Annotated in this window: 25 protein-coding genes and 1 pseudogene; 9 read left to right on the top strand and 17 right to left on the bottom strand. The window is 72.1% G+C overall.

Annotation, left to right across the window (positions count from 1 at the left end):
• The first annotated feature begins 166 nt into the window (after positions 1-166).
• Both ACZ4VK_RS35150 and ACZ4VK_RS35145 read left to right on the top strand, forming a co-directional pair.
• A complete protein-coding gene (locus tag ACZ4VK_RS35150) occupies positions 167-1,210 on the top strand; it encodes an ATP-binding cassette domain-containing protein (protein WP_468361538.1) in 1,044 nt (347 codons plus the stop codon).
• Positions 1,203-2,009, top strand: a complete 807-nt coding sequence (locus tag ACZ4VK_RS35145; protein ID WP_468361535.1) for an ABC transporter permease — start codon at positions 1,203-1,205, stop codon at positions 2,007-2,009. The genes ACZ4VK_RS35150 and ACZ4VK_RS35145 overlap by 8 nt, the downstream gene beginning before the upstream one ends.
• A 21-nt stretch (positions 2,010-2,030) precedes the next feature.
• Here ACZ4VK_RS35145 and ACZ4VK_RS35140 read toward each other — a convergent pair whose 3' ends face one another.
• Positions 2,031-3,275, bottom strand: coding sequence for a GNAT family N-acetyltransferase (locus tag ACZ4VK_RS35140; protein WP_468361532.1), 1,245 nt, complete (start codon positions 3,273-3,275; stop codon positions 2,031-2,033).
• Between the two features lie 104 nt (positions 3,276-3,379).
• Positions 3,380-4,000, bottom strand: coding sequence for an RsiG family protein (locus ACZ4VK_RS35135; protein ID WP_468361528.1), 621 nt, complete (start codon positions 3,998-4,000; stop codon positions 3,380-3,382).
• Positions 4,001-4,139: 139 nt separating this feature from the next.
• On the opposite strand from ACZ4VK_RS35135, the gene dtd reads away from it, so the two are divergent.
• Positions 4,140-4,565, top strand: a complete 426-nt coding sequence (gene dtd, locus ACZ4VK_RS35130; RefSeq protein ID WP_468361525.1) for a D-aminoacyl-tRNA deacylase — start codon at positions 4,140-4,142, stop codon at positions 4,563-4,565.
• 75 nt (positions 4,566-4,640) lie between these two features.
• Here dtd and ygfZ read toward each other — a convergent pair whose 3' ends face one another.
• The 6 genes from ygfZ to ACZ4VK_RS35100 form a co-directional block, all read right to left on the bottom strand.
• Positions 4,641-5,621, bottom strand: coding sequence for a CAF17-like 4Fe-4S cluster assembly/insertion protein YgfZ (gene ygfZ, locus ACZ4VK_RS35125; RefSeq protein WP_468361522.1), 981 nt, complete (start codon positions 5,619-5,621; stop codon positions 4,641-4,643).
• 9 nt (positions 5,622-5,630) lie between these two features.
• Positions 5,631-6,092 carry a Fur family transcriptional regulator gene (locus ACZ4VK_RS35120; RefSeq protein WP_468361519.1) on the bottom strand — a complete coding sequence of 154 codons (462 nt, stop codon included), beginning with the start codon at positions 6,090-6,092 and terminating at the stop codon, positions 5,631-5,633.
• A 42-nt stretch (positions 6,093-6,134) separates the two neighbouring features.
• Positions 6,135-6,707 (bottom strand): heme-binding beta-barrel domain-containing protein, encoded by a 573-nt coding sequence (locus ACZ4VK_RS35115; protein ID WP_468361516.1) that lies wholly within the window; start codon positions 6,705-6,707, stop codon positions 6,135-6,137.
• A 389-nt stretch (positions 6,708-7,096) separates the two neighbouring features.
• On the bottom strand, positions 7,097-7,951 hold the full coding sequence (locus ACZ4VK_RS35110) for a hypothetical protein (RefSeq protein WP_468361513.1): 855 nt from the start codon (positions 7,949-7,951) through the stop codon (positions 7,097-7,099).
• A complete protein-coding gene (locus ACZ4VK_RS35105) occupies positions 7,948-8,727 on the bottom strand; it encodes a hypothetical protein (protein ID WP_468361510.1) in 780 nt (259 codons plus the stop codon). The genes ACZ4VK_RS35110 and ACZ4VK_RS35105 overlap by 4 nt, the downstream gene beginning before the upstream one ends.
• On the bottom strand, positions 8,724-9,482 hold the full coding sequence (locus ACZ4VK_RS35100; protein WP_468361507.1) for a hypothetical protein: 759 nt from the start codon (positions 9,480-9,482) through the stop codon (positions 8,724-8,726). Before ACZ4VK_RS35100 ends, ACZ4VK_RS35105 begins: the two co-directional genes overlap by 4 nt.
• Positions 9,483-9,693: 211 nt before the next feature.
• Between ACZ4VK_RS35100 and ACZ4VK_RS35095 the strand changes: the two genes are divergently transcribed.
• Positions 9,694-10,056 carry a DsrE family protein gene (locus ACZ4VK_RS35095; protein ID WP_468361504.1) on the top strand — a complete coding sequence of 121 codons (363 nt, stop codon included), beginning with the start codon at positions 9,694-9,696 and terminating at the stop codon, positions 10,054-10,056.
• A gap of 15 nt (positions 10,057-10,071) precedes the next feature.
• Here ACZ4VK_RS35095 and ACZ4VK_RS35090 read toward each other — a convergent pair.
• From ACZ4VK_RS35090 to ACZ4VK_RS35055, 8 genes and pseudogenes are all read right to left on the bottom strand, one after another.
• Positions 10,072-10,347: pseudogene (locus ACZ4VK_RS35090) on the bottom strand (DUF3099 domain-containing protein); the annotation flags it as partial.
• 130 nt (positions 10,348-10,477) lie between these two features.
• A complete protein-coding gene (locus ACZ4VK_RS35085) occupies positions 10,478-10,765 on the bottom strand; it encodes a DUF1416 domain-containing protein (RefSeq protein WP_017242395.1) in 288 nt (95 codons plus the stop codon).
• A 52-nt stretch (positions 10,766-10,817) separates the two neighbouring features.
• A complete protein-coding gene (locus ACZ4VK_RS35080; RefSeq protein ID WP_384111491.1) occupies positions 10,818-11,663 on the bottom strand; it encodes a sulfurtransferase in 846 nt (281 codons plus the stop codon).
• 158 nt (positions 11,664-11,821) lie between these two features.
• Complete coding sequence (locus ACZ4VK_RS35075) at positions 11,822-11,902, bottom strand: putative leader peptide (protein WP_350497993.1); 81 nt, start codon at positions 11,900-11,902, stop codon at positions 11,822-11,824.
• A gap of 238 nt (positions 11,903-12,140) precedes the next feature.
• On the bottom strand, positions 12,141-12,827 hold the full coding sequence (locus ACZ4VK_RS35070; protein ID WP_468361500.1) for an LmeA family phospholipid-binding protein: 687 nt from the start codon (positions 12,825-12,827) through the stop codon (positions 12,141-12,143).
• 147 nt (positions 12,828-12,974) lie between these two features.
• Positions 12,975-14,153, bottom strand: a complete 1,179-nt coding sequence (locus ACZ4VK_RS35065; RefSeq protein WP_468361497.1) for a hypothetical protein — start codon at positions 14,151-14,153, stop codon at positions 12,975-12,977.
• An 11-nt stretch (positions 14,154-14,164) separates the two neighbouring features.
• Positions 14,165-14,419, bottom strand: a complete 255-nt coding sequence (locus ACZ4VK_RS35060) for a MoaD/ThiS family protein (protein WP_056553551.1) — start codon at positions 14,417-14,419, stop codon at positions 14,165-14,167.
• Between the two features lie 45 nt (positions 14,420-14,464).
• Positions 14,465-15,271, bottom strand: coding sequence for an alpha/beta hydrolase (locus ACZ4VK_RS35055; RefSeq protein ID WP_468361494.1), 807 nt, complete (start codon positions 15,269-15,271; stop codon positions 14,465-14,467).
• A 242-nt stretch (positions 15,272-15,513) separates the two neighbouring features.
• Here ACZ4VK_RS35055 and ACZ4VK_RS35050 point away from each other — a divergent pair, with 242 nt between their 5' ends.
• The 5 genes from ACZ4VK_RS35050 to ACZ4VK_RS35030 all read left to right on the top strand — a co-directional run bounded on the left by ACZ4VK_RS35050 (position 15,514) and on the right by ACZ4VK_RS35030 (position 20,772).
• Positions 15,514-16,323: a response regulator transcription factor gene (locus ACZ4VK_RS35050; protein ID WP_468361491.1), complete on the top strand. Its 810-nt coding sequence runs from the start codon at positions 15,514-15,516 to the stop codon at positions 16,321-16,323.
• Positions 16,324-16,347: 24 nt separating this feature from the next.
• The gene (locus ACZ4VK_RS35045; RefSeq protein ID WP_468361488.1) at positions 16,348-17,373 is read left to right on the top strand and encodes a LacI family DNA-binding transcriptional regulator; all 1,026 of its coding nucleotides are present in this window, start codon (positions 16,348-16,350) and stop codon (positions 17,371-17,373) included.
• A gap of 104 nt (positions 17,374-17,477) precedes the next feature.
• A complete protein-coding gene (locus tag ACZ4VK_RS35040) occupies positions 17,478-18,584 on the top strand; it encodes a S1C family serine protease (protein ID WP_468361485.1) in 1,107 nt (368 codons plus the stop codon).
• 32 nt (positions 18,585-18,616) lie between these two features.
• Complete coding sequence (locus ACZ4VK_RS35035; RefSeq protein ID WP_468361482.1) at positions 18,617-19,345, top strand: response regulator transcription factor; 729 nt, start codon at positions 18,617-18,619, stop codon at positions 19,343-19,345.
• On the top strand, positions 19,342-20,772 hold the full coding sequence (locus ACZ4VK_RS35030) for a sensor histidine kinase (protein ID WP_468361480.1): 1,431 nt from the start codon (positions 19,342-19,344) through the stop codon (positions 20,770-20,772). Before ACZ4VK_RS35035 ends, ACZ4VK_RS35030 begins: the two co-directional genes overlap by 4 nt.
• Here the strand turns inward: ACZ4VK_RS35030 and ACZ4VK_RS35025 are convergent.
• Positions 20,737-21,591, bottom strand: a complete 855-nt coding sequence (locus tag ACZ4VK_RS35025; protein ID WP_468361477.1) for a phosphatidylinositol-specific phospholipase C — start codon at positions 21,589-21,591, stop codon at positions 20,737-20,739. The genes ACZ4VK_RS35030 and ACZ4VK_RS35025 overlap by 36 nt on opposite strands.

The raw sequence follows: 21,591 nt of genomic DNA, 5'->3' as shown, positions 1-21,591 counted from the left end.
TACGGCATACGCAGTACGGCGCCTCGCGCTGCCACCGGCCGCCGGCACGCGATCCGACCCAGCGAGCCGACCGTCGCCACGAGCCGACCGTCGCCACGAGCCACCCAGCCTCCCGAGCCACCCAGTCCCCCGAGCCACCCACCCCCACCAGCCAAAGGAGCCCGTCATGCCCGCAGCCGTCGAAGCCATCGGCCTGACCAAGTCCTACGGAGACGTACGCGTCCTCGACGCCCTCGACCTCCACGTCCCCCACGGCACGGTCTTCGCCCTCCTCGGCCCCAACGGCGCCGGGAAGACAACCACCGTCCGCATCCTCGCCACCCTCACCGCGCCCGACGCCGGCCACGCGCGCGTGGCCGGGCACGACGTCGTCACCGAACGCTCCCTGGTACGCCGCGCGATCAGCCTCACCGGACAGTTCGCCGCCGTCGACGAGACCCAGACCGGCGCCGAGAACCTGTGGACGGCGGCCCGCCTCTCCGGCCTGTCCCGTGCCGCGGCCACCCGCCGCACCGCCGAACTCCTCGAACGCTTCGGCCTCGCCGCGGCCGGCACCCGACTGACCAGGACCTACTCGGGCGGCATGCGCCGGCGCCTCGACCTCGCCGCCGGTCTCGTCCGCGACCCCGGCGCGACCCGGGTGATGTTCCTCGACGAGCCGACCACCGGCCTCGACCCGCGCAGCCGCCAGGAGCTCTGGCAGGTGGTCCGCGAACTGTCCGACGGCGGTACGACGGTCTTCCTGACCACCCAGTACCTGGAGGAGGCCGACCGCCTCGCCGACCGGATCGCCGTCCTCGGCAAGGGCCGCACCCTCGCCGAGGGCACCGCCGCCGAACTCAAGGCCCGCTACGCCGCCCACCGGCTCGACCTCGTCGCCGCCGACGACGAGAGCTGTCTGCGCCTCGCCGCCCGCGCGGACCGCACGGCGACCCACGAACCGGGAAGCCGCACGCTCGGTCTCCCCACCGACGGCAGCGCCGCCCACGTCCGCGCGCTCCTCGACGCCCTCGACCCCGAGCGCCGCGACATCACCCGCTTCGCCCTGCACACGGCCACGCTCGACGACGTCTTCCTGACCCTCACCGCCGACCACGACCCGACCGCCGAAGACACCGGCCCGACCACCACGAACGCCGACCCGACCGCCAAAGCCACAGACACCGACCCGACCACCACCGACACCGGCAAGGAGCCGAGCCATGTCTGACACCCTCGCCGCGCGAACCTCCGGCCCCGCCGGCCCCCTCACCACCGCCCGGCCCCTCACCGCCGCCGGCACCCTCGCCGGGCGCGGCATCCGGCTCAGCCGCCGCAACCTCGACGCGGTCATCACCTCGTTGATGATGCCGATCATGCTGATGCTGGTCTTCGTCTACTTCTTCGGCGGAGCCATCGACACCGGCACCCGGTACGTCACCTACGTCGTCCCCGGCGTGCTCGTCCTCTGCGCCGGGTTCGGCGCGGCGGGCACCGCCGTCTCCGTCAGCGAGGACATGCGGCGCGGGGTCGTCGACCGCTTCCGCACCCTCGACATCGGCGGGACGCCGTTCCTCGCCGGGCACGTGGCCGCCGCCGTCACCCGCAACGCGCTCTCGACCACCCTCGTCCTGGGAGTCGCCTTCCTCATCGGCTTCCGCCCGACCGCGACGGCGGGTGGCTGGCTCGCGGCGATCGGACTGCTCCTGGCCTACATCACCGCCGTGTCCTGGCTCTCGGCGGCCGTCGGGCTCGTCACCAGGACGGCGGAGGCGGCCGGAGCGGTCACCTTCTTCATGATGTTCCTGCCGTACCCGAGCAGCGCGTTCGTCCCCATCGACACCATGCCGAGCTGGCTGCACGGCTTCGCCGAGCACCAGCCGGTGACCCCGCTGATCGAGTCGATGCGCGGCCTGCTGCTCGACAAGGCCGTCGGTAACTCGCCCTGGATCGCCCTCGGTTGGTGCGCCGCCCTGCTGGCGGCCGCCGTCGCGGCCTCCGGTTTCCTCTTCCGCCTCCGCACCCGCTGACGGCCGGCATCCGGCAAGGCCTCAGAAGATGTCGGGCGAGAACGGCCGCAGCGGCGTACGGAACAGCAGGTCGGCGCGGGCCGCGGCACCCGCCGTCAGCTCCTCGACCCGGCCGAGCCGGCAGAGCCGTACCGCCGACTCGTCACCGAAGGCGAGCGTGCCCAGCTCGGCGATGTCGAAGGCGAGGTCGGCGGACGAGGTCGTGGGCGAGCAGGAGACGCCCTCGGGGGAGGCGTCGAGCCGGTGGCGCCCGCCGGCGAACCCGTCCCCGTCCCGCACATCGAGCACCAGGGTGTCCGCCACCGGGTACGTCCTGCCCTCCAGGACCCGGACGGCGTCCAGGACCCGCACCCACAACATGTCCGCGTACGTCAGCGTCCTGGCGGCGCGCGGGTCGGGCAGCAGCATCGGCAGCGGGTCGTCGGGCGCCCGGTAGCCGGAGCGGACGGTGCCGACCCAGTCGATGGAGCACAGGTAGTGCCACAGGGCACGCTCGGCGGCCGGGGTGGCGGCGATCAGGTCCCGTACGGTCGCGGTGTTCAGCGGCTGCTTGGCGTCGCCCCACTTGTCGTCGGCCGTGTAGGACACGTACCCCTCGACCTCGCCGGACTCCGCGCGGTACACCGCGTAGAACGGCTCCCGCCACGGATCGCTCTGCGCGCCGAGGCCCGTGCCGTACTCCCAGTCGCGGGTGGTGCGGTGGGTGACCCCGGCGCGGACTCGGGCGAGACGCCGGTGCACCTCGGGGCCGACCTTGCGTATCTCCCCGGCGTCGGTGAGGTCGATCCGGCCGCCGTCCTCCGGGCGGCCCGAGCGGCGCGGGTCGAGCCCGGCCCTGCGCACGTCCACGCTCCACTCGGTGGCCCAGCTCGCCGGTCCGAAGCCGAACCGTCCGTAGATCGGGTACTCGGCGGCGATCAGCGTCGCGATCGCGTCGCCCCGCTCCTTCGCGGCGGCCAGGTCGGCGGCCATCATCCGGCCGAGCAGCCCGCGCCTGCGGTGGGTCGGGGAGACGGTGACCTGGCTGATCGCGTCGGCGGTGAGACTGCCTCCGCCGACCGTGCTGACCTCCTGCCGGAACGACCGGAAGGTGGCGACGACCCGGTCCCGGTCGAAGGCGCCGAGCGTCCGCGCGAGGTCGGCGTTGGCCAGCCGGTCGGCGACCTCCTCGTCGGACACGACGGGCGGACGGAGGAACCCGGTGCGCAGGGCCCGCTGCCAGTCGGGGAACTCGGACTCCGTCACCGTGCGTACGTCGACACTCATCCCCCGACCCTACGCACGGCTCCGACGCCCCCGCACGCGAGTTTCCACCGGGCCTTCCGAGCCCGGGGCGGCAGGTCGTCGACCTGCGCTCTCCTCCTCCCGGGTCAGGCCAGCAGGTCGTCGACCTGGGCCTCGCCCTCCCGGTAGCGGCGGGCGATCTCCGCGCTGCAGTCGTCGGCGGTCCGCTGCAGATGCTGCCGGCGCCGGGAGATCTGCTGCTCGTACCCCGCGAGCCGCCCCATCGCCGTGTGCAGCTCGTCGTCCGTCCGCGCCGTCAGGTCCGACAGCTCGACCTCCGACAGCATCTCGGCCGCGAGCCGCCGGTACTCCTCGCTCCGCGGCGTCGACAGCGTCACGTGCCGGGCCGAACTGCGATGCCGTGAGGGTACGTCGGCGAGGATCTCGGAGAGCCGGTCGAGGACCGGTGTCTCCGGGTCGGTCCGCCGGGCCAGCTCGGCCCGCAGGATGTCGATCCGGCCCTGCAGCATCCGCCGGACGTAGCTCAGGTCGGCCTCGTCGCTCTGCGCGTCGCGGCGCAGCCCGCGCAGCTCCGGCAGCCGCAGCGCGCCGAGGTCCGGCTGCGTCCGATCGGGCAGGGCGTGCTCGGCGGACCGTTGTACGGGCGGGCGCGTGCCCGGGCCTCCGCCCGGTCCACCGCCCCTGGTTCCTGCGCGGATCAGCGGTACGGGGCCGGACGGCGTCGGCCCGGTGCCAGGTGCACTCATGAGAATCGTCCCCTCGACCGGTGCGGAGCCGCACCGCCTGACACGCATGGTGCCACTCCTGCACGCGCGCGTGCAGGCGCTCTGCACCCGTTCGGCCCCTCATCCTCCGGCCCACGGGTGGCTGGGTAGGTTGGGGCGCATGCGTGCAGTGGTGCAGAGGGTCGACGGCGCGAGCGTCGTCGTCGCAGGGGAGACCGTCGGTGAGATCAGCGGCGAGGGGCTGTGCGTCCTGGTGGGGGTGACCCATGACGACACCCCCGAGAAGGCGGCCCAATTGGCCAGAAAGCTCTGGTCCGTCCGGGTACTGAGAGACGAGAAGTCGTGCTCCGACGTGAACGCGCCGCTGCTCGTGATCTCTCAGTTCACGCTCTACGGGGACGCCCGCAAGGGCCGCCGCCCCACCTGGAACGCGGCCGCGCCGGGCCCGGTGGCGGAACCCCTCGTGGACGAGGTGGTCACCCAGCTCCGGCGACTGGGCGCCCATGTGGAGACGGGCCGGTTCGGCGCGTCCATGCGCGTGTCCCTCACGAACGACGGCCCGTTCACGGTGCTCGTGGAGGTCTGACCGGGACCGGGTCCGACCGGGGCCGGGTCCACACCCGGCCCCGCCCATGACGCCCTACAGCTCGGCCGTGACGCCCTACGGCTCGACGACGGTCTCCTGCGCGGCCGCCGTCGTCCCGACGATCAGCGGCGCGTCCACGGGCACGTTCCGCTTCACCAGGGCGAGGGCGATCGGCCCCAGCTCGTGGTGGCGGACGGAGGTCGTCACGAAGCCGAGCTGCCGGCCCTCCTCCCCGTCGGCCGCGAGCCGCACCGGGGTGCCGTGCCCGGGCAGCAGCACCTCGCTGCCGTCCAGGTGCAGGAAGACCAGGCGGCGCGGCGGCTTCCCCAGGTTCTGCACCCGGGCGACGGTCTCCTGACCCCGGTAGCAGCCCTTCTGGAGGTGGACGGCGCTGCCGATGAGACCGACCTCGTGCGGGATGGTCCGGTGGTCGGTCTCGCAGCCGAGCCGCGGCCGGTGCGCCTCGACGCGCAGCGCCTCGTACGCGAGCATCCCGGCGGCCGGCCCGTGGGAGGCGGCGAAGGACTCCAGGTCCGCGCGGGGCAGGAAAAGCTCGCGGCCGTGCGGGGTCTCCCGTACGACGACGCCCTCGGGCACCTCGGCGATGGAACCGGCCGGGAGGTGGACGACCGCGATCTCGTCCGTACGGTCGGCGACCTCCACCCGGTAGAAGAACTTCATCGACTCCAGGTACGCGAGGAGCTCCCCCCGCGTCCCCGGCTCGACGTGCGCCCACACCGTCTCGCCGTCGTCGACGAGGTACAGGGCGTGCTCGATGTGCCCGTTCGCGGAGAGGACGAGCGCCTCGGTGGCCCGGCCGGGCGGCAGGTCGGTCATGTGCTGGGTGAGGAGCAGGTGCAGCCAGCTCAGCCGGTCGTCACCGGTGACGGTGACGACACCGCGGTGGGAGAGGTCGACGAAACCGTGGCCGTCGGCGAGAGAGCGCTGCTCGCGGAACAGGTCGCCGTAGTGCGCGGCGACACCTTCGTCGCGGCCTTCGGCCGCGACGGCACCGGGCAGGGACAGCAGGGGGCTGGTCGTGGAAGGTCGCTGCATACGGCAAGCCTACGACTCGGCGTCGGCGGCCTTCCCGGCACCGTCCGCGGCGGCCTTCGCGGCGCAGTCGCCGCACCGCCCGAAGATCGCGAAGTGCTTCATGTCCGTGTCGAACCCGAAGGTCTCACGGAGCTTCCCGGTGAACTCGGCGGCCACCTCGACGTCCGCCTCGATCACGCCGGAGCAGTCCCGGCAGACCAGGTGCAGGTGGTGGTGCCGGTCGGCGAGGTGATACGTCGGAGCCCCGTGCCCCAGATGGGCGTGGCTCACGAGCCCGAGCTCCTCCAGGAGCTCCAGGGTCCGGTAGACGGTGGAGATGTTCACCCCCGACGCGGTCCTGCGGACCTCGACGAGGATGTCGTCGGGCGTCGCGTGTTCCAGCGCGTCGACGGCCTCCAGGACAAGCTGACGCTGCGGCGTCAGCCGATAGCCGCGCTGCCGCAGGTCGCTTTTCCAGTCGGTGCTCACCACGCCCTCCAGTGTAGGAGGGCGCGGCGCGCCGCCCCCAGATGTCTAGCGGAAGAAGGCGATGCCGTCGTCCGGCAGGTCGCCGAGGTTGCGGGCCATCTCCGCGACCTCTTCCGGCGTCACGACCTTCTTCAGGTGCGCCGACATGTACGGCCGCAGGGGGACCTCGGGGGTCGCCTTCTCGCCCACCCACATCAGGTCGCTCTTCACGTAGCCGTACAGGCGCTTGCCGCCGGAGTACGGGCCCGAGGCCGCGGTGCGGGCGACGGCGTCCGTCGCCAGGTCGATCTGCGGCTTCTGGTCGGCGAGCTCGCCGTACCAGATCTCGACGATGCCCTGGTCACGGACCATGACGACCTCGACCTTGCGGTTCTTGTCGATGCGCCAGTAGCCGCTCTCGCTCTCCAGCGGACGGAGCTTGTTGCCCTCGTTGTCCAGGACCCACGAGTGGGACGTGTACTGGAGGAAGTCCCGGCCGTCGTGGCTGAAGGTCACGGACTGGCCGAAGTTGCACTTCTCGGCGCCGGGGAAGTCGGAGACACCCGCGCCCTCCCACGTACCGAGCAGGAACGCGAGGGGGACGAGGTCCGGGTTGAGGTCGGACGGGATCTCGATCATGAGCAGCTCTGGCGTTCTCTAGAAGTGGTTAGCGCTGACCCTGGTACAGCTTCTTCACAGCGAGTCCGGTGAAGGCGAGCACGCCGACGGCGACCAGGACCAGCAGGATTTCGAAGAAAATGATCACAGGGTGCTCCTCGACGAGCGGTGAAGGCGGAACGGGCCGGACCCCAGCTTAGTGGGCGGGGGCCCGGCCCACTCGGTGAGGTGGGTCTCGCGCGGCAGGCCTAGGGGGTGTCTTGTCGATCAGGCCGGATCAGGGAGCGGCGTCTGGTGCCGTGCCTCGCAAGGCGGAGGAGGGAGGCAACGCGGAGCGTTGTCGACCGACGACAACGCGGCGAGGTGCGGTGCCAGGCGTCGCGAGCCCGGCCTGATCGGCAAGACACCCCCTAGCCGAGCAGCTGGTTCTGCAGGGTCACCGTCTGCTGGAACGGCACGGTGAGCACCTCGCCCTCGCGGACCTGGGTGATCAGCGCCAGCGTGTCTCCGGCCTGGACGTACGCCCATCGGGTCTGCTCGGGTCCGTACGGCTTCTTCTCCCGGTAGGCGTACAGGCTCGTGTCCGGCACGTCGACGTCGCCCGCGAAGTTCTCCATGACGACGCCCTCGACCCCGTCCGGCAGCGCCTTCGGGCCGTCCGCGGCGTCCGCCTGCAGCGCCATGTCCTTGTACGACTCGGCGTAGGCGACCGAGCTGAACCGGAGCAGATGGACGCTGGTACGGGTGCCGTCCGGCGTCGTCCAGGCCCGGGCCGCGATGTGCCGCAGGGTGGAGTCCGCCAGGCTCCGCTTCAGCTCGCCACGGGTCTCCTTGCCGTAGAGCGAGAGGTACGCGTCCGTGGACACGAACCCGCCCTTCAGCTTCGGGTCGGGCGTGGCGCCGACCGGCGCGGGCAGCAGCAGTTCGCGCACGTCGGCGTAGTGGATCTCGCCCTCGTTGCCCTCGGTGAAGGGGCGGGGACGGTCCGCCGGGAGCGCCGGGAGGCGGAGCACCGGGTACTCCCAGCGACCGTCGCTCTCGGTCGCGAGCCCCGGCACCTCGTTCCGGTCGAGCACGGTGATCCCCATGGCGGTGCCCGTGCCGACGCCGCCGCACACGACGACGGCGGCCGTCCATCGGGCGACGGCCCACAGGACACGGCGGTTCCGCCGGGGGGCGGCGGGTACGGGGGCCTCCGTGGCCTGCTCCGGGGTCGGAGCGGGCGCCACCACGTCGGCGGTCGTCTGGGTCAGCTGCTCGGTCATACGTACTCCCCCGGGGACTCGATGTGGCGGAGCTGCTTCTCCACCAGGTTCGCCACGGCCTTCTGGTCGAGGGGCCCGGCACCGAACGCCGTGACGGTGACCATGACCTCGCCGTCGTACGCCGAGCACATGAGAGACCGCAGTCGGGCCTCCCGCTCCTCCTCGTCGCCGCCCTTGGGCTCGGGAGCCAGGTAGCAGGCCGCGTTCTTGGCGTGGTCCTTGATCTTCGGCCCCTTGCGCAGCTCGAGAAGCTCGGAGAAGTCCTTCCGCATCTCGAAGAACTCGCGGACCCGCTTCTTGTCCTTCATGCGCAGGACGAGCACCTCCACCTGGAGGTCGTTCTCGACCGTGGCGTACGAGCGCATCGCCATGCCCTGGATGCCGAGCCCGTCGACCCGCTTCTCGTACTCCCGGCGCTTCTTGCCGTAGGTGCCCTTGCCGGCCTGCTTGAGGAGTGCCGCCGCCTGCCGGCCCGCCAGTTCGTCGTCGTTGCCGTATCCCTCGACGTCGGCGCCGAGCACATAGCCCTCAGGCACGGGCAGGAGCAGCCTGCTCAGCGGGGTGGACGCCCGCCCCCGGAGGATGCCGGCAGCCGGGTCTTCGGCGGTCTCGGTCACGGCCGGCTCCGCCCATGCCGTGGTGGGGGCGGTCCGATCGGCCCGGTCGACCGTGACGGCGGTGTACGCGACACCGCCGCCGACGGTCCCGAGCACGAGCACGGCGGTCAGGACGTTCTTCAGGAGCCGGCGCGTGCGGCCCTCGGACTTCTCGATCACAGGCGCCCCAGCTGCCGCTCGGCCAGAGAACGGATGTCGTTCTCGGCGATCTTGCTTGCGTCGGAGATGAAGATCTCGATCGCGATGTCTCCGTGCTGGACGTACGCACGGGCCTGGTAGAGGTCCAGGTATCCGGCCTCGCGCTCCACCGGGTAGAGGAAGTAGCGGCCGTCCTCGGAGCCCGGGACCAGCTCGCCCAGGGAGCCGGACCGTTCCTCGCCCATCGCGATGGACTGCTGGTCCCGTACGTGCTCCCAGGCGCCGATCCCGGCACCGGCCCGGTACTGGACGAGCCTGACCTGGACGTGCCGGTGTTCGCCCGTCCGCCATGACCGGCTCGCCACCCGCCGGATCCCTTGCTCAAGCTGGAATTCCAGCGCATGAGCCGGATAGTTGTAGTCGGACACGTACTCGGACAGTGACTCCCACCCGTCCTCACCGTCGGCCCGTGCCCCCGCGGGCTTCGGCAGCAGCAGCTTCCGCAGGTCGCCCTGTGCCTTCGCCTGAAGGTCCTCCGAGGCGGGCAGCGGATCCGGCTCCTGGCCCCTCGGGAGCGGCTTCGCCGGGTACGCCAGGCCGGGCTGGTTCAGCGGCGGGAGCGGCACCGGCTCCCGTTCCGCCTGGATCCCGTAGCCCACCGCCGTGCCGCCGACCAGGCCGAGGACGGCCGCGACGGCTATCAGGCCGACCGTGCGGAGGGGGCGGCGGCGCGGCCGGGTGACCGGCGGTGCGGTCGGCGGTGTGTCCGGAGACACATCCGGTGCCGCGTCCCGCGAGTCGACCGGAGGTGCTGCTTCCGAGCCGGCCGTCGGCCCCGGCGGCGGTGCCGTATCCGGATTTTGAATACTTTCTTCGATGCTCAAGAGTCCCCCCACGAGACCTGAAGCACGGATTCCGTTATCCGCGCACCCAGCTGACACGTGAGGTGCGCATGAGGTTGCAGCACCGCGCATTACAGTTCGGCATATGGCGAAGAAGCTCGTGATCAAGGTGACCGCAGGGGCCGACGCCCCCGAACGCTGCTCGCAGGCCTTCACGGTGGCCGCCGTCGCCGTCGCCAGCGGCGTCGAGGTCTCGCTCTGGCTGACCGGCGAGTCCTCGTGGTTCGCCCTCCCGGGCCGGGCCGCCGAGTTCGAACTCCCCCACGCGGCGCCGCTGCCGGACCTGATCGACTCGATCCTGGCCGCCGGACGGATCACGCTCTGCACCCAGTGCGCGGCGCGGCGGGAGATCACGGAGAAGGACGTCCTGGACGGCGTCCGCATCGCCGGCGCCCAGGTCTTCGTCCAGGAGGCGCTGGTCGACGGGACGCAGGCCCTCGTGTACTGACCGGGATCCGTCCCCTCAGCGCTCCCGGCGCTTCTTGCCGTCGAGTTCGTCCCACCACTCGTCCGACGTCGGGTCGCCCGACGGGTCGTCCCACCAGCGGTCCTCGGGGCCCCGGCGGTTCGCGACCATCGCGGCGACCGGGGGGATGAGCATGGCGACCACGCACATGCCGATCGCGACCGGCATGGAGAACAGCCGCACGACGGCCCAGGCGCCCACGAACAGGACCAGGCAGGCGCCCATCATCCAGAAGTAGACGCGGCGACGTCGTGCGTACACACCTTCAGCGTACGACCGGGCCTGGCCCCCGTCATCGGCCGTCCGCGAGAAGAAAAGGACCGAAGGGCCGTGCCTCTAGTCCTGGAAATGGCGTCCAACCCCCCAGGAGGCACGGCCCTTCGGCCGGTTCAGCGTTGCGGGATCACACCGCGATGGCGACCTCCGCGAGGCCACCCTTCTGCGCCACGACCTGGCGGTCGGCGGTGCCGCCGGGGACCAGGGCGCGGACGGTCCAGGTGCCCTCGGCCGCGTAGAAACGGAACTGGCCGGTGGCGGAGGTCGGGACCTCGGCCGTGAACTCGCCGGTCGAGTCCAGGAGGCGGACGTAACCGGTGACGGGCTCGCCGTCCTTGGTCACGAAGCCCTGGATGGTGGTCTCACCGGGCTTGATCGTCGAGGCGTCGGGGCCGCCGGGCTGCGCTCCACACATGTCGTTCTGTCCTTACGGTCGAGGGGTCCGGAGGAGGGGAGGGTCCGGGGAATTACTTGTTGGCGCCGAGCTCGATCGGCACGCCGACGAGGGAGCCGTACTCGGTCCACGAGCCGTCGTAGTTCTTGACGTTCGTGACCTCGAGCAGCTCGTGCAGGACGAACCAGGTCAGCGCGGAGCGCTCACCGATGCGGCAGTAGGCGATGGTGTCCTTCGCCAGGTCGACCTGCTCGGCCTCGTAGAGGGCCTTGAGCTCGTCGTCCGACTTGAACGTGCCGTCGTCGTTGGCGTTCTTCGACCACGGGATGTTGCGGGCGCTCGGCACGTGGCCGGGGCGCTGCGACTGCTCCTGCGGGAGGTGCGCCGGGGCGAGCAGCTTGCCGGAGAACTCGTCGGGCGAGCGGACGTCGACCAGGTTCTGCGCGCCGATCGCGGCCACGACGTCGTCGCGGAAGGCACGGATCGAGGAGTCCTGGGCCTTGGCCTTGTACTCGGTGGCCGGGCGGGCGGGCACCTCGGAGCCGTCGACCAGGTCGCGGGAGTCGAGCTCCCACTTCTTGCGGCCGCCGTCGAGGAGCTTCACGTCCTGGTGGCCGTAGAGCTTGAAGTACCAGTAGGCGTACGAGGCGAACCAGTTGTTGTTGCCGCCGTAGAGGACGACCGTGGTGTCGTTCGCGATGCCCTTCGCCGAGAGGAGCTTCTCGAAGCCCTCCTGGTCGATGAAGTCACGGCGGACCGGGTCCTGAAGATCCTGGGTCCAGTCGATCCGGATGGCGTTGCGGATGTGGTTCTTCTCGTAGGCCGAAGTGTCCTCGTCGACCTCGACGATGGCGACCTGCGGGTTGTCGAGGTTGGCCTCGACCCAGTCCGCGTCGACCAGGACGTCGCTGCGAGCCATGCTGTTCTCCTCCGGGGCAGTGTGCGGCGGTGTGGTGCGGGTGTGGTGCGGTACGCGTCATCGCGTGCGTACGGACAGCGGACGTGCGTACGGCTCTACACAGGGCGGCCCTGACCTCGGGGGGAGGGCCTGAGGAATACGGGAGTGGTGAGTCCCGCTCAGACGGAGCGACAGAGCATGGCGGCGACGCGGCACAGGTCTACTGCCCGCCGCTTCGTGAGATCCGCCTGTCGCTTCATGCCCTCGATCGTAGGGACGGACAGGCGGCCGTGTCACCGGTGTGTCGTATTTTGAGACGCGATCGTCCGAGATACGAGACGTGATCACCGTACGGAGGGGCTCCGGAGGCCCGCGCAGGCCTCCGGCCAGCGCCGTATCTGCGGTTCGGACAGCGACGTCTCAGCATGTGACCTACGAGTACGCGCGGGGGTTCCCGGAGCCTTCGGAGGCTCCCCGGACCCTGCCGTGCGGGTGCCGTCAGCCCGCGAGGACTATGTCCCTGCCGGACACCAGGACGGCCAGACCCTCCGGCCTCGGCTCGACCTTCTCCACCTTCATGCCGGCGATCGCGCCGATCGGGCGCTCGAAGTCGGTCCGCGCGCGGACCAGTTCCTCGATGCCCGGGATGCCCTCGCCCGGCACCTCGTCGGCGCGGACCCGGATGGTGTCGCCGTTCACGACGGTCACGGTCGAGAGGACCGTGCGGGTCAGGGTGCGACCCATGATCGTCACCCCGCCGGTCACCTTCACCTTGCCGTTCTCGCCGTAGGCCACGGTGGCCTCCCGGTCGGACGCGGCCGTGAGGTCCGCGTACGAGATGAGGGCGGTCCCGCTCGCGGAGCCCGCCTTCGCCCCCGCCCAGTCGCCGGTCACGGTGACGTCCCGCAGCGCCATGGTCAGCTCACCGACCCGGATGCGCCGGCTGCCCGCCGTCGCCGAGACACCGGTCGCCTTCACGTCGACCTCGTCGAACCGCTTGTCGGCGACCTGGGTGAGGAACGGGAAGCCCTTGATGTCGACCTCGATCGAGTCGCTGTCGACGGCCGAGAGCTTCACCCGGCTCGACGCCTCCGACTCGGCGTAGGCCAGGGCCAGCCGGTCGATCCCGACGAGGACCCCGCCCAGCACGACGGCCACGATCAACAGAATCCGCAGTGCTCGCATGGGCTGAGTGTCCCCCCGATGGAAATGAATATGTCCGGCCCCCCGACACCAAGATCGACGTGCCGGGGGGCCGGTTGGTTCCCGCGCGGCCCCGGACCAGGGTCCGGTCAGGGGCGGCATCGGGGCGGCGTCAGGGGCGCCTCGGGGTCAGGCCAGCGCCCTGCCGAGGAGGTACACGGCGGGCGCCGCGGCCGTCAGCGGCAGCGCGACCCCGGCCGTCATGTGGACGAAGCGGGACGGGTAGTCGTAGCTGGCCACCCGCAGGCCGACGAGCGCGCAGACCCCGGCCCCGAGGCCGAGCAGCGCTCCGGACGTGCCCAGGTCGGTGAGGCCGCCCGCCGCGATCCCCGCCCCCGCGGAGGCGAGCAGCGCGGCGACCAGGGAGACCGGGCCGGGCAGCGGAAGGGCCCGGGCCAGGACGGTGGCGGCGACGGCGACCCCGCCGACGACCACCGCGTCGGACGCGGCACCGAGGTGCCCGGTGGCGACGACGGTCAGGGCCGCCGAGACCACGGTGGCCATCAGGCCGTACATCCGCTCGTCGGGGTCGGCGTGGCTGCGCAGCTGGAGGACGAGACAGAGCAGCACCCAGGCGCCGAGCGTGCCGAGCATCGCGGCGGCCGCGTGCTCGCGGCCGGTGGCGAGCAGGGCGGCGTCGGCGGCGAGTCCGCCGGCGAAGGCGAGGGCGATGCCCTGCCGGGCGGGCCACATGCCGTTGAGCCGGAACCAGCCGGCGGCGGTGAGGCCCTGGAGCAGGACGAGCGGGACCAGCAGGCCGTACGTGCCGAGGGCGGCGCCGCCGGCGAGCAGCAGTCCGAGGACGGCGGTGAGCGCGGCGGGCTGCATCCCGGGCTCGATCACCGGCGAGCGGCCTTCGGCGCGGGCCCGCTGGGCGTCGGTGATCCGGGTGTTCCCCGAGGTGCTGGGCGAGGACCAGGCGGGGCCCGTCTCCCCCACGGCCGGACCGGCCACCGGAGCGGCCGCCGGGGCGGGAGCGGGGGCCGGGGCCTGCTGCGGCTCGGCGTCGTAGGACGCGACGGGCGTGCCGTACGACGGGTACGGCTCGTACGACTGCTGCGGCTGCCCCTGCTGGTACGGCTGCCCGTACGCCTCCGCCTCCCGCACCTCGTACGCCCCGGAGGCCTGGGCGGCCTGCGCGGCCTGGACCTGCTCGTACGAGACGGCCGGCTGGTACTGGGTGTCCCAGGTCTGGCCCTCCCACGTCTGGGTGACGTCGGGACTCTCCGCACCCTGGCCGCCCTGGCCCTGGTTCCCGTTCGCGTACGGGTCGTACTGCTGCCCGCCGTAGTACTGGTCGTTGCTCATTGCTCTGGGGTTCACCCTCCTGCGAACGGGGGGAGCACCTCGACCGTGCCGCCCTCGGCAAGCCGTACCGTCTCATGGCTCCGGGTCCCGACGGGGTCACCGTCGACCAGGAACGAGCACCGCCGGAGGACCTGGACGAGCTCGCCCGGGTGCTTCGCGCGGACGGCGTCGAGCGCCTCCGCGAGGTGCTCGGCGGTGTACGGCTCCTCAGCGACACCGGCCGCGGCCTTGGCCGCGGCCCAGTAGCGGATGGTTCCCGCTGCCATAGCGGCGCTCCCTTCGTTCGTGTGCGCGCCGTTCCCCATCATGGGCTATGCGCGCGTGAGCCAGCCCCCGAGACGGGTGAGCAGCTCCTCGTCGGCGGCGTTCTCGGCGTGACCCATGCCCGGCTCCAGCCACAGCTCCGCGTCACCGGCCGCGGCGAGCATCCGGGGGTGGTCGAGCGGGAAGTACGCGTCCCGGTCGCCGTGCACGATCAGGAGCGGCGTCGGCGCGATCAGCGGCACGGCCTCCACGGGCGAGAGGGGCACGGGGTCCCAGGCGCGCCGGTCGATCCGGGTGCGGAGCCCGTAACGGCCGACGAGGCGGCCCTCCGGCCGGGTGACCACCCAGTGGAGGCGGCGCATCGGGGCCGTACCCCGGTAGTACCAGCGGGCGGGCGCGGAGACGGCGGCCACCGCGTCGGCCCGTCCCTCCGTCCCCCGGTCGAGGGCCGCGTGGCGCAGGACCACGGACCCGCCCATGGAGAAGCCGACCGTCACCACGCGCGCGTGGCCGAGGCGGCGGGCCCAGCGGACGGCGGCGGACAGGTCGAGGACCTCCCGGTCGCCGACGGTGGACAGGCCGCCGGAGCGGCCGTGCCCGCGGAAGGAGAAGGTGACGACGGCCGCGCCGCGCTCCGCGAAGGCCCGGGCGGCGCGCCGGACGGCGGGCCGGTCGGCCGACCCGGTGAACCCGTGCGCCACGACGACGGCCGTATCGGTGACACTTGCGGTGGAGGGTTCGTAAACCGCCTCGATCCGGACACCGTCATCGGTACGCAACATGGCCCGTCGGGATCCGGAAGTGATCAGGGAGACATCCACCATGTGAAATCCGCCCTCTCCCTCTGAACTCATGTGGGCTATTCTGCTGGGCAGAGGATCCGGGCGACGCAGCCCCCGGGTCCTTTTGCGTTTTCCGACCGTTGTTACGGACGCATGAACAAAAGCTCTCAGGGCGCGAGAGCCCGCAGTGATCTGCGTGAAGCAGTGTTTGTACGAAGCAGTGCACGTCCTCGCAGGGACCGAGGAGGAACCGACGTTATGAGCGAGCGACCGAAGCACGACCGACCGACGCCAGTGACGGCAGGTGGGGCGCGATGAGCTCACTGCTGCTCCTCACCAACGCCCTCCAGCCGTCGACCGAGGTGCTTCCCGCACTCGGTCTGCTGCTGCACAACGTCCGGGTGGCTCCGGCCGAGGGCCCCGCCCTCGTGGACACCCCCGGCGCGGACGTCATCCTCGTCGACGGCCGACGGGACCTCCCGCAGGTCCGTTCGCTCTGCCAGCTGCTGCGGTCCACCGGGCCCGGCTGTCCCCTGATCCTCGTCGTCACCGAGGGCGGCCTCGCGGCCGTCACCGCCGACTGGGGCATCGACGACGTCCTCCTCGACACCGCGGGCCCGGCCGAGGTCGAGGCACGCCTCCGGCTCGCGATGGGCCGGCAGCAGATCGTCGCCGACGACTCCCCCATGGAGATCCGCAACGGCGACCTGTCGGTCGACGAGGCGACGTACAGCGCGAAGCTCAAGGGCCGGGTCCTGGACCTGACCTTCAAGGAGTTCGAGCTGCTCAAGTACCTGGCGCAGCATCCGGGCCGGGTCTTCACCCGCGCACAGCTCCTCCAGGAGGTGTGGGGGTACGACTACTTCGGCGGTACCCGGACGGTCGACGTCCATGTGCGGCGCCTCCGGGCCAAGCTGGGCCCCGAGCACGAGTCGCTCATCGGCACCGTCCGCAACGTCGGCTACCGCTTCGTCACCCCGGAGAAGGTCGAGCGGGCGGCGGAGGAGGCACGCGCCAAGGAGGAGGCCCGGACGAACGCCCGCGTCAAGGACGCCACGGGCGACGTCACCCCCTCGGAGGACAGGAACGTGGCGGACGCCACAGTGCGACCTGCCGGTAGGTAGGTCACCCCGCGTAGACTGCCGCGCGTGGCCAAGGTGACGCGGGATGACGTAGCTCGACTGGCAGGTACTTCTACCGCGGTCGTGAGCTACGTCATCAACAACGGACCCCGGCCGGTCGCCCCGGCCACGCGCGAGCGTGTCCTCGCCGCCATCAAGGAGCTGGGGTACCGCCCCGACCGGGTGGCCCAGGCGATGGCCTCGCGGCGCACCGATCTCATAGGCATGATCGTCCCCGACGCGCGGCAGCCGTTCTTCGCCGAGATGGCGCACGCGGTCGAGCAGGCCGCCGCCGAGCGCGGGAAGATGGTCCTCGTCGGCAACTCCGACTACCGCACCGAGCGCGAGGTCCACTACCTGCGCGCCTTCCTCGGGATGCGGGTCTCCGGACTGATCCTGGTCAGCCAGGGCATGAGCGAGCAGGCCGCGAGCGAGATCGAGGCCTGGGACGCGCGCGTGGTGCTGCTGCACGAGCGGCCCGAGGCGATCGACGACGTGGCCGTCGTCACCGACGACATCGGCGGCGCCCAGCTCATCACCCGGCACCTCCTGGAGCACGGCCACCCGTACGTGGCGTGCCTCGGCGGCGTCCCGAACACCCCCGCCGTCGGCGACCCGGTCGCCGACCACGTCGAGGGCTGGCGGCGCGCGATGCTGGAGGCCGGCCGCTCGATCGAGGGCCGGCTCTTCGAGGCCCCGTACAACCGCTACGACGCCTACCAGGTCGCCCTCAAGCTGCTCGCGGGCCCGGACAGGCCGCCGGCCATCTTCTGCTCCACCGACGACCAGGCCTTCGGTGTGCTCCGGGCGGCGCGCGAGCTGCGCATCGAGGTGCCCACGGAGCTCGCGGTCGCGGGCTTCGACGACGTGAAGGAGGCGGCGCTCACCGACCCGCCGCTGACCACGATCTCCTCGGACCGGCCGGCGATGGCGCGGGCGGCGGTGGACCTGGTCCTGGACGACGGTCTGCGCGTCGCGGGCTCGCGCCGCGAGCGGGTCAAGCTCTTCCCGTCGGCCCTGGTCGTCCGCCGCTCCTGCGGCTGCGACGGCTGAGACCCGAACCGCCCGGCGGCCTTCATATCGGGCATACGGGGTTCTGTCGGGCTTCTCAGCCGCTCCTCAGGCGCCTCTCATGTACGGCTCCGAGAGTCGTAGCCATGACGGACTTCCCGGAGCAGCAGCCCCAGCAGCCCTCGTACCCGCCGAGGCCGCCGTACGACCCGACGCGGTCGCACCCGTACGACCCGACGCAGCCGATCGTCACCGGACCGGGCACGACGGTCTGGCCGTCCGGCGGGCACGTGCCCCCGCCGACGGGCCCGCCGGCCCCGCCCGTCGCCTTCGCCGCCGCTCCCGCTCCCGGCGGAGCCCCCGGCTCCCGTCGCCGCGCCAAGCGCGGAGTCGGTCTCATGGCGGCCGTGGCCATCGCGGCCGCCGCGGTCGGCGGTGGCGCGGCGACGCTCGTCCAGCAGTTCGCCGCCGACGCCCCCGTCGCCGCCTCCTCGGTCGTGAGCGGCACCAACGTCTCCACGGGCGGCACGGGTACCGTCGCCGGTGTCGCCGAGGCCGTCTCCCCCTCCATCGTCGAGATCTCCGCGGCCTCGAACGCGGGCAGGTCGACCGGCTCGGGCGTGATCATCACCTCCGACGGTGAGATCGTCACCAACAACCACGTGATCTCCGGCGCCTCCGAGATCACCGTCCGGCTCAGCGACGGCAAGAGCCATCGGGCCGAGGTCGTCGGCACGGACCCCGACAAGGACCTGGCGCTCATCAAGCTGAAGGGCGCCTCCGGGCTCAAGACGGCCACCCTCGGCGACTCCTCGAAGGTGCGGGTCGGCGACCAGGTCGTGGCGATCGGCTCCCCCGAGGGCCTCACCGGGACCGTCACCAGCGGCATCGTCTCCGCGCTCGACCGGGACGTGACCGTCGCCAAGGACGACGAGGGTCAGCAGCAGCAGGAGCAGCGGTACGACCCCCGGCAGGGCTGGCCGTTCGAGTTCGGCGGGCAGCAGTTCAACGGCGACACCGGCTCGTCGAAGACCACGTACAAGGCCATCCAGACCGACGCCTCGCTCAATCCGGGGAATTCCGGCGGCGCGCTGATCAATATGAACGGCGAGATCATCGGCATCAATTCGGCCATGTATTCGCCCAGTTCTTCGAACGGCTCCACGGCGGGAAGCGTCGGCCTCGGATTCGCCATCCCGGTCGACACCCTGAAGGCCGACCTGGACAGCCTCCGCGCGGGCGGTGACACCTGACCGGCACAGGGGCGTCGTGCGACGCTGAGGCCATGACGGGACAGCGAAACGAAGCCGAACGCATCCTCATCGTCGACGACGAGCCCGCCGTCCGGGAGGCCCTGCGCCGCAGCCTCGCCTTCGAGGGGTACGGGACGCAGGACGCCGTCGACGGCCTCGACGCGCTCACCCGGATGGAGTCGTACGCCCCCGATCTCGTCGTCCTCGACGTCCAGATGCCCCGCATGGACGGGCTGACCGCGGCCCGCCGGATCCGGGCCTCCGGCTCCACCGTCCCGATCCTGATGCTCACCGCCCGGGACACCGTCGGCGACCGGGTCACCGGGCTCGACGCGGGCGCGGACGACTACCTGGTGAAGCCCTTCGAGCTGGACGAGCTGTTCGCCCGGATCAGGGCCCTGCTCCGGCGCAGCTCGTACGCCTCGGCCACGGCAGCCACCGCCGCCGACACCGACGTGCTGGCCTTCGAGGACCTGCGGATGGACCTGGCGACCCGGGAGGTGACCCGGGGCGGGCGGACCGTCGAGCTGACGCGGACCGAGTTCACGCTCCTGGAGATGTTCCTGGCGCACCCGCGGCAGGTGCTCACCCGGGAGCAGATCCTGAAGGCCGTGTGGGGCTTCGACTTCGAGCCGAGTTCGAACTCGCTCGACGTGTACGTGATGTATCTGCGGCGCAAGACGGAGGCGGGCGGCGAGCCGCGCCTCGTGCACACGGTGCGGGGCGTGGGGTACGCGCTCCGCGGAGGAGGCGGCGAGTGAGGAGTCCCCTGGCGTGGTTCCGCTCCCGGCCGCTCCGCTCCCGGCTCGCGCTGCTCACGGCGGTCGCCGTCGCGGTGGCCGTGGCCGCGGTGTCGCTCGCCTGCTGGTTCGTGACGCGGGCGCAGCTGGAGACCGAGATGGACTCCTCGCTGCGCAGCACACGGCTGGACGCGAACGGGGTGCAGAGCCTGCTCACGATGTGCCGGCAGGGCACCACGCCCCCGCCGGTGGCGGGCTCGTACACGGTCCAGGTGATCCTCGCCAACGGCAGCGTGTGCACCTCCGGGAAGGCCGCGATCCCGGCCGGCGAGGGTGATCTCGCGGTGGCCCGTGGGCAGCTGGAGTACGTCCTGCACACGGTGAAGGACGACACCGGGCGTGAGATGCGGGTCTTCACCTATCCGCAGGAGGGCCCGCTCGGCCCTGCCCTCGCCGTCTCGGTCGCCCGGCCGTTCACCGAGATCGACAACTCGATGTCGACGCTGCGCTGGGTGCTGCTCCTGGTCTCCGGGATCGGGGTCGTCGGCGCGGGCGCGGCCGGCCTGTGGGTGGCGCGGACCGGCCTCGAACCGGTGAACCGGCTGACCGGGGCGGTCGAGCACGTGGCCGCGACCGAGGACCTGACCGTGCGCATCCCGGTGGAGGGCGAGGACGAGATCGCCCGTCTGTCGCGCTCCTTCAACGCGATGACGGCGGCGCTCGCGACCTCCCGCGACCGGCAGGCACAGCTGATCGCGGACGCGGGCCACGAGCTCAGGACTCCCCTCACCTCGCTCCGTACGAACGTCGAACTGCTCGCGCGCAGCGAGGAGACGGGCCGGGCGATCCCGCCGGACGACCGGCGGGCCCTGATGGCCTCGGTGAAGGCGCAGATGACGGAGCTGGCGGCGCTGATCGGCGACCTCCAGGAGCTGGCCCGCCCGGACGCGGCGCAGCCCGGCCCCCTCGAAGTGGTCCCGCTCCACACGATCCTGCGGACGGCCCTGGACCGGGCCCGGCTGCGCGGCCCCGAGCTGGCGTTCGTCACGGACCTGGCGCCCTGGTACGTACGGGCGGAGCCGGCGGCGGTCGAGCGCGCCCTCGTCAACGTCCTGGACAACGCGGTGAAGTTCTCGCCGCCGCGCGGCACGGTCGAGGTGACCCTGATGCGGGGCGAGCTGACCGTCCGCGACCAGGGCCCGGGCATCGCCCCGGACGAGCTCCCGCACGTCTTCGACCGCTTCTGGCGCTCCCCGTCGGCCCGCAGCCTCCCGGGCTCCGGCCTGGGCCTTTCGATCGTGGCCCGTACGGTCCAGCAGGCCGGCGGCACGGTGTCCCTCGCCCCCGCCGAGGGCGGCGGCACGGTGGCGACGGTCCGGCTGCCGGGGGCGCCGACACCGCCGCCGACCGGCTCAGTTGTGCCGGAGCAGGGCTTCGACGAGGCCTGAGCGGGTGTTCGGGAAGTCCATGGGGACGATGCCGAGCCCGGTCTTCCCGGCCGCCCAGGATCCGTCGAGGAAGCCGTGGACGCGCGGGTTCAGGCGGTCGGAGTTCCAGCGGGGCGGCAGGTAGGCGGAGGTGCTGACGAAGTTGACGTGGAGCCGGCCGGGCTGGTCGGCGGCAGCGCGGAAGTGGGCTTCGATCTTGGGGTACTTGGCGTCGGGCAGCGCGTTCCAGTCGTCCTGGACGGAGAAGAACGAACCGTCGGCCCAGCGGAGGCCGGGCAGTCCGCCGTTGTCGGCGAGCAGCACGACCCGGCCGCGGGCCTCGCCGAGGAGCGGCACTCCGTCCCCGATGCGGAACAGGGAGCGCCAGCCGCGTCCGTCGAGGTAGTCGTCGAAGACCGCGCGGAAGGTGGCGTCGGACTCCTCGGAGTACTCCTGCCTGACCCGCATGAGGACGGTCTCGGAGGGGTGTGCGGCGAGGAAGTCGCGGCAGGCGACGAGGACGTCCCCGAACATCATGTTCTGGTAGGACGCGCCGTGGTGGATGGCGAAGGACCCGCCGGTCACCCGGCACCGGATGTCCAGGAAGCGGATGCCGCTGTCCAGCTGCTGGGCGATGGTGGTGTTCTGGCACTCGGCCCAGGGACCGCCGAACCGCGCTCCGGAGTCGTGCGTGCCGGGGATGGTGAGCTGCCGCAGGGCGGTCCCGTCGCCGTGCGCCGCCATCCAGGCCCGTACGTCCACGGCCGAGGCGGGCGCCGCCCCGAGCATCACTCCGGCCCCGGCGGCGAGGGCCCCCACGAGAAAGCGTCGTCGCTCCAT

The sequence above is a fragment of the Streptomyces sp. NPDC028711 genome (assembly GCF_055565415.1).
The sequence above is the reverse complement of the archived record's forward strand: the minus strand, read 5'-3'. Positions and strand labels throughout refer to the sequence as shown.

Bases quoted from the DNA above. Each gene is read 5' to 3' on its own strand.
- ACZ4VK_RS35150 (WP_468361538.1), top strand. From the start codon at position 167: ATGCCCGCAGCCGTCGAAGCCATCGGCCTGACCAAGTCCTACGGAGAC.
- ACZ4VK_RS35145 (WP_468361535.1), top strand. From the start codon at position 1,203: ATGTCTGACACCCTCGCCGCGCGAACCTCCGGCCCCGCCGGCCCCCTC.
- ACZ4VK_RS35140 (WP_468361532.1), bottom strand. From the start codon at position 3,275: ATGAGTGTCGACGTACGCACGGTGACGGAGTCCGAGTTCCCCGACTGG.
- ACZ4VK_RS35135 (WP_468361528.1), bottom strand. From the start codon at position 4,000: ATGAGTGCACCTGGCACCGGGCCGACGCCGTCCGGCCCCGTACCGCTG.
- dtd (WP_468361525.1), top strand. From the start codon at position 4,140: ATGCGTGCAGTGGTGCAGAGGGTCGACGGCGCGAGCGTCGTCGTCGCA.
- ygfZ (WP_468361522.1), bottom strand. From the start codon at position 5,621: ATGCAGCGACCTTCCACGACCAGCCCCCTGCTGTCCCTGCCCGGTGCC.
- ACZ4VK_RS35115 (WP_468361516.1), bottom strand. From the start codon at position 6,707: ATGATCGAGATCCCGTCCGACCTCAACCCGGACCTCGTCCCCCTCGCG.
- ACZ4VK_RS35110 (WP_468361513.1), bottom strand. From the start codon at position 7,951: ATGACCGAGCAGCTGACCCAGACGACCGCCGACGTGGTGGCGCCCGCT.
- ACZ4VK_RS35095 (WP_468361504.1), top strand. From the start codon at position 9,694: ATGGCGAAGAAGCTCGTGATCAAGGTGACCGCAGGGGCCGACGCCCCC.
- ACZ4VK_RS35085 (WP_017242395.1), bottom strand. From the start codon at position 10,765: ATGTGTGGAGCGCAGCCCGGCGGCCCCGACGCCTCGACGATCAAGCCC.
- ACZ4VK_RS35080 (WP_384111491.1), bottom strand. From the start codon at position 11,663: ATGGCTCGCAGCGACGTCCTGGTCGACGCGGACTGGGTCGAGGCCAAC.
- ACZ4VK_RS35075 (WP_350497993.1), bottom strand. From the start codon at position 11,902: ATGAAGCGACAGGCGGATCTCACGAAGCGGCGGGCAGTAGACCTGTGC.
- ACZ4VK_RS35070 (WP_468361500.1), bottom strand. From the start codon at position 12,827: ATGCGAGCACTGCGGATTCTGTTGATCGTGGCCGTCGTGCTGGGCGGG.
- ACZ4VK_RS35065 (WP_468361497.1), bottom strand. From the start codon at position 14,153: ATGAGCAACGACCAGTACTACGGCGGGCAGCAGTACGACCCGTACGCG.
- ACZ4VK_RS35060 (WP_056553551.1), bottom strand. From the start codon at position 14,419: ATGGCAGCGGGAACCATCCGCTACTGGGCCGCGGCCAAGGCCGCGGCC.
- ACZ4VK_RS35055 (WP_468361494.1), bottom strand. From the start codon at position 15,271: ATGAGTTCAGAGGGAGAGGGCGGATTTCACATGGTGGATGTCTCCCTG.
- ACZ4VK_RS35050 (WP_468361491.1), top strand. From the start codon at position 15,514: ATGAGCTCACTGCTGCTCCTCACCAACGCCCTCCAGCCGTCGACCGAG.
- ACZ4VK_RS35040 (WP_468361485.1), top strand. From the start codon at position 17,478: ATGACGGACTTCCCGGAGCAGCAGCCCCAGCAGCCCTCGTACCCGCCG.
- ACZ4VK_RS35035 (WP_468361482.1), top strand. From the start codon at position 18,617: ATGACGGGACAGCGAAACGAAGCCGAACGCATCCTCATCGTCGACGAC.
- ACZ4VK_RS35025 (WP_468361477.1), bottom strand. From the start codon at position 21,591: ATGGAGCGACGACGCTTTCTCGTGGGGGCCCTCGCCGCCGGGGCCGGA.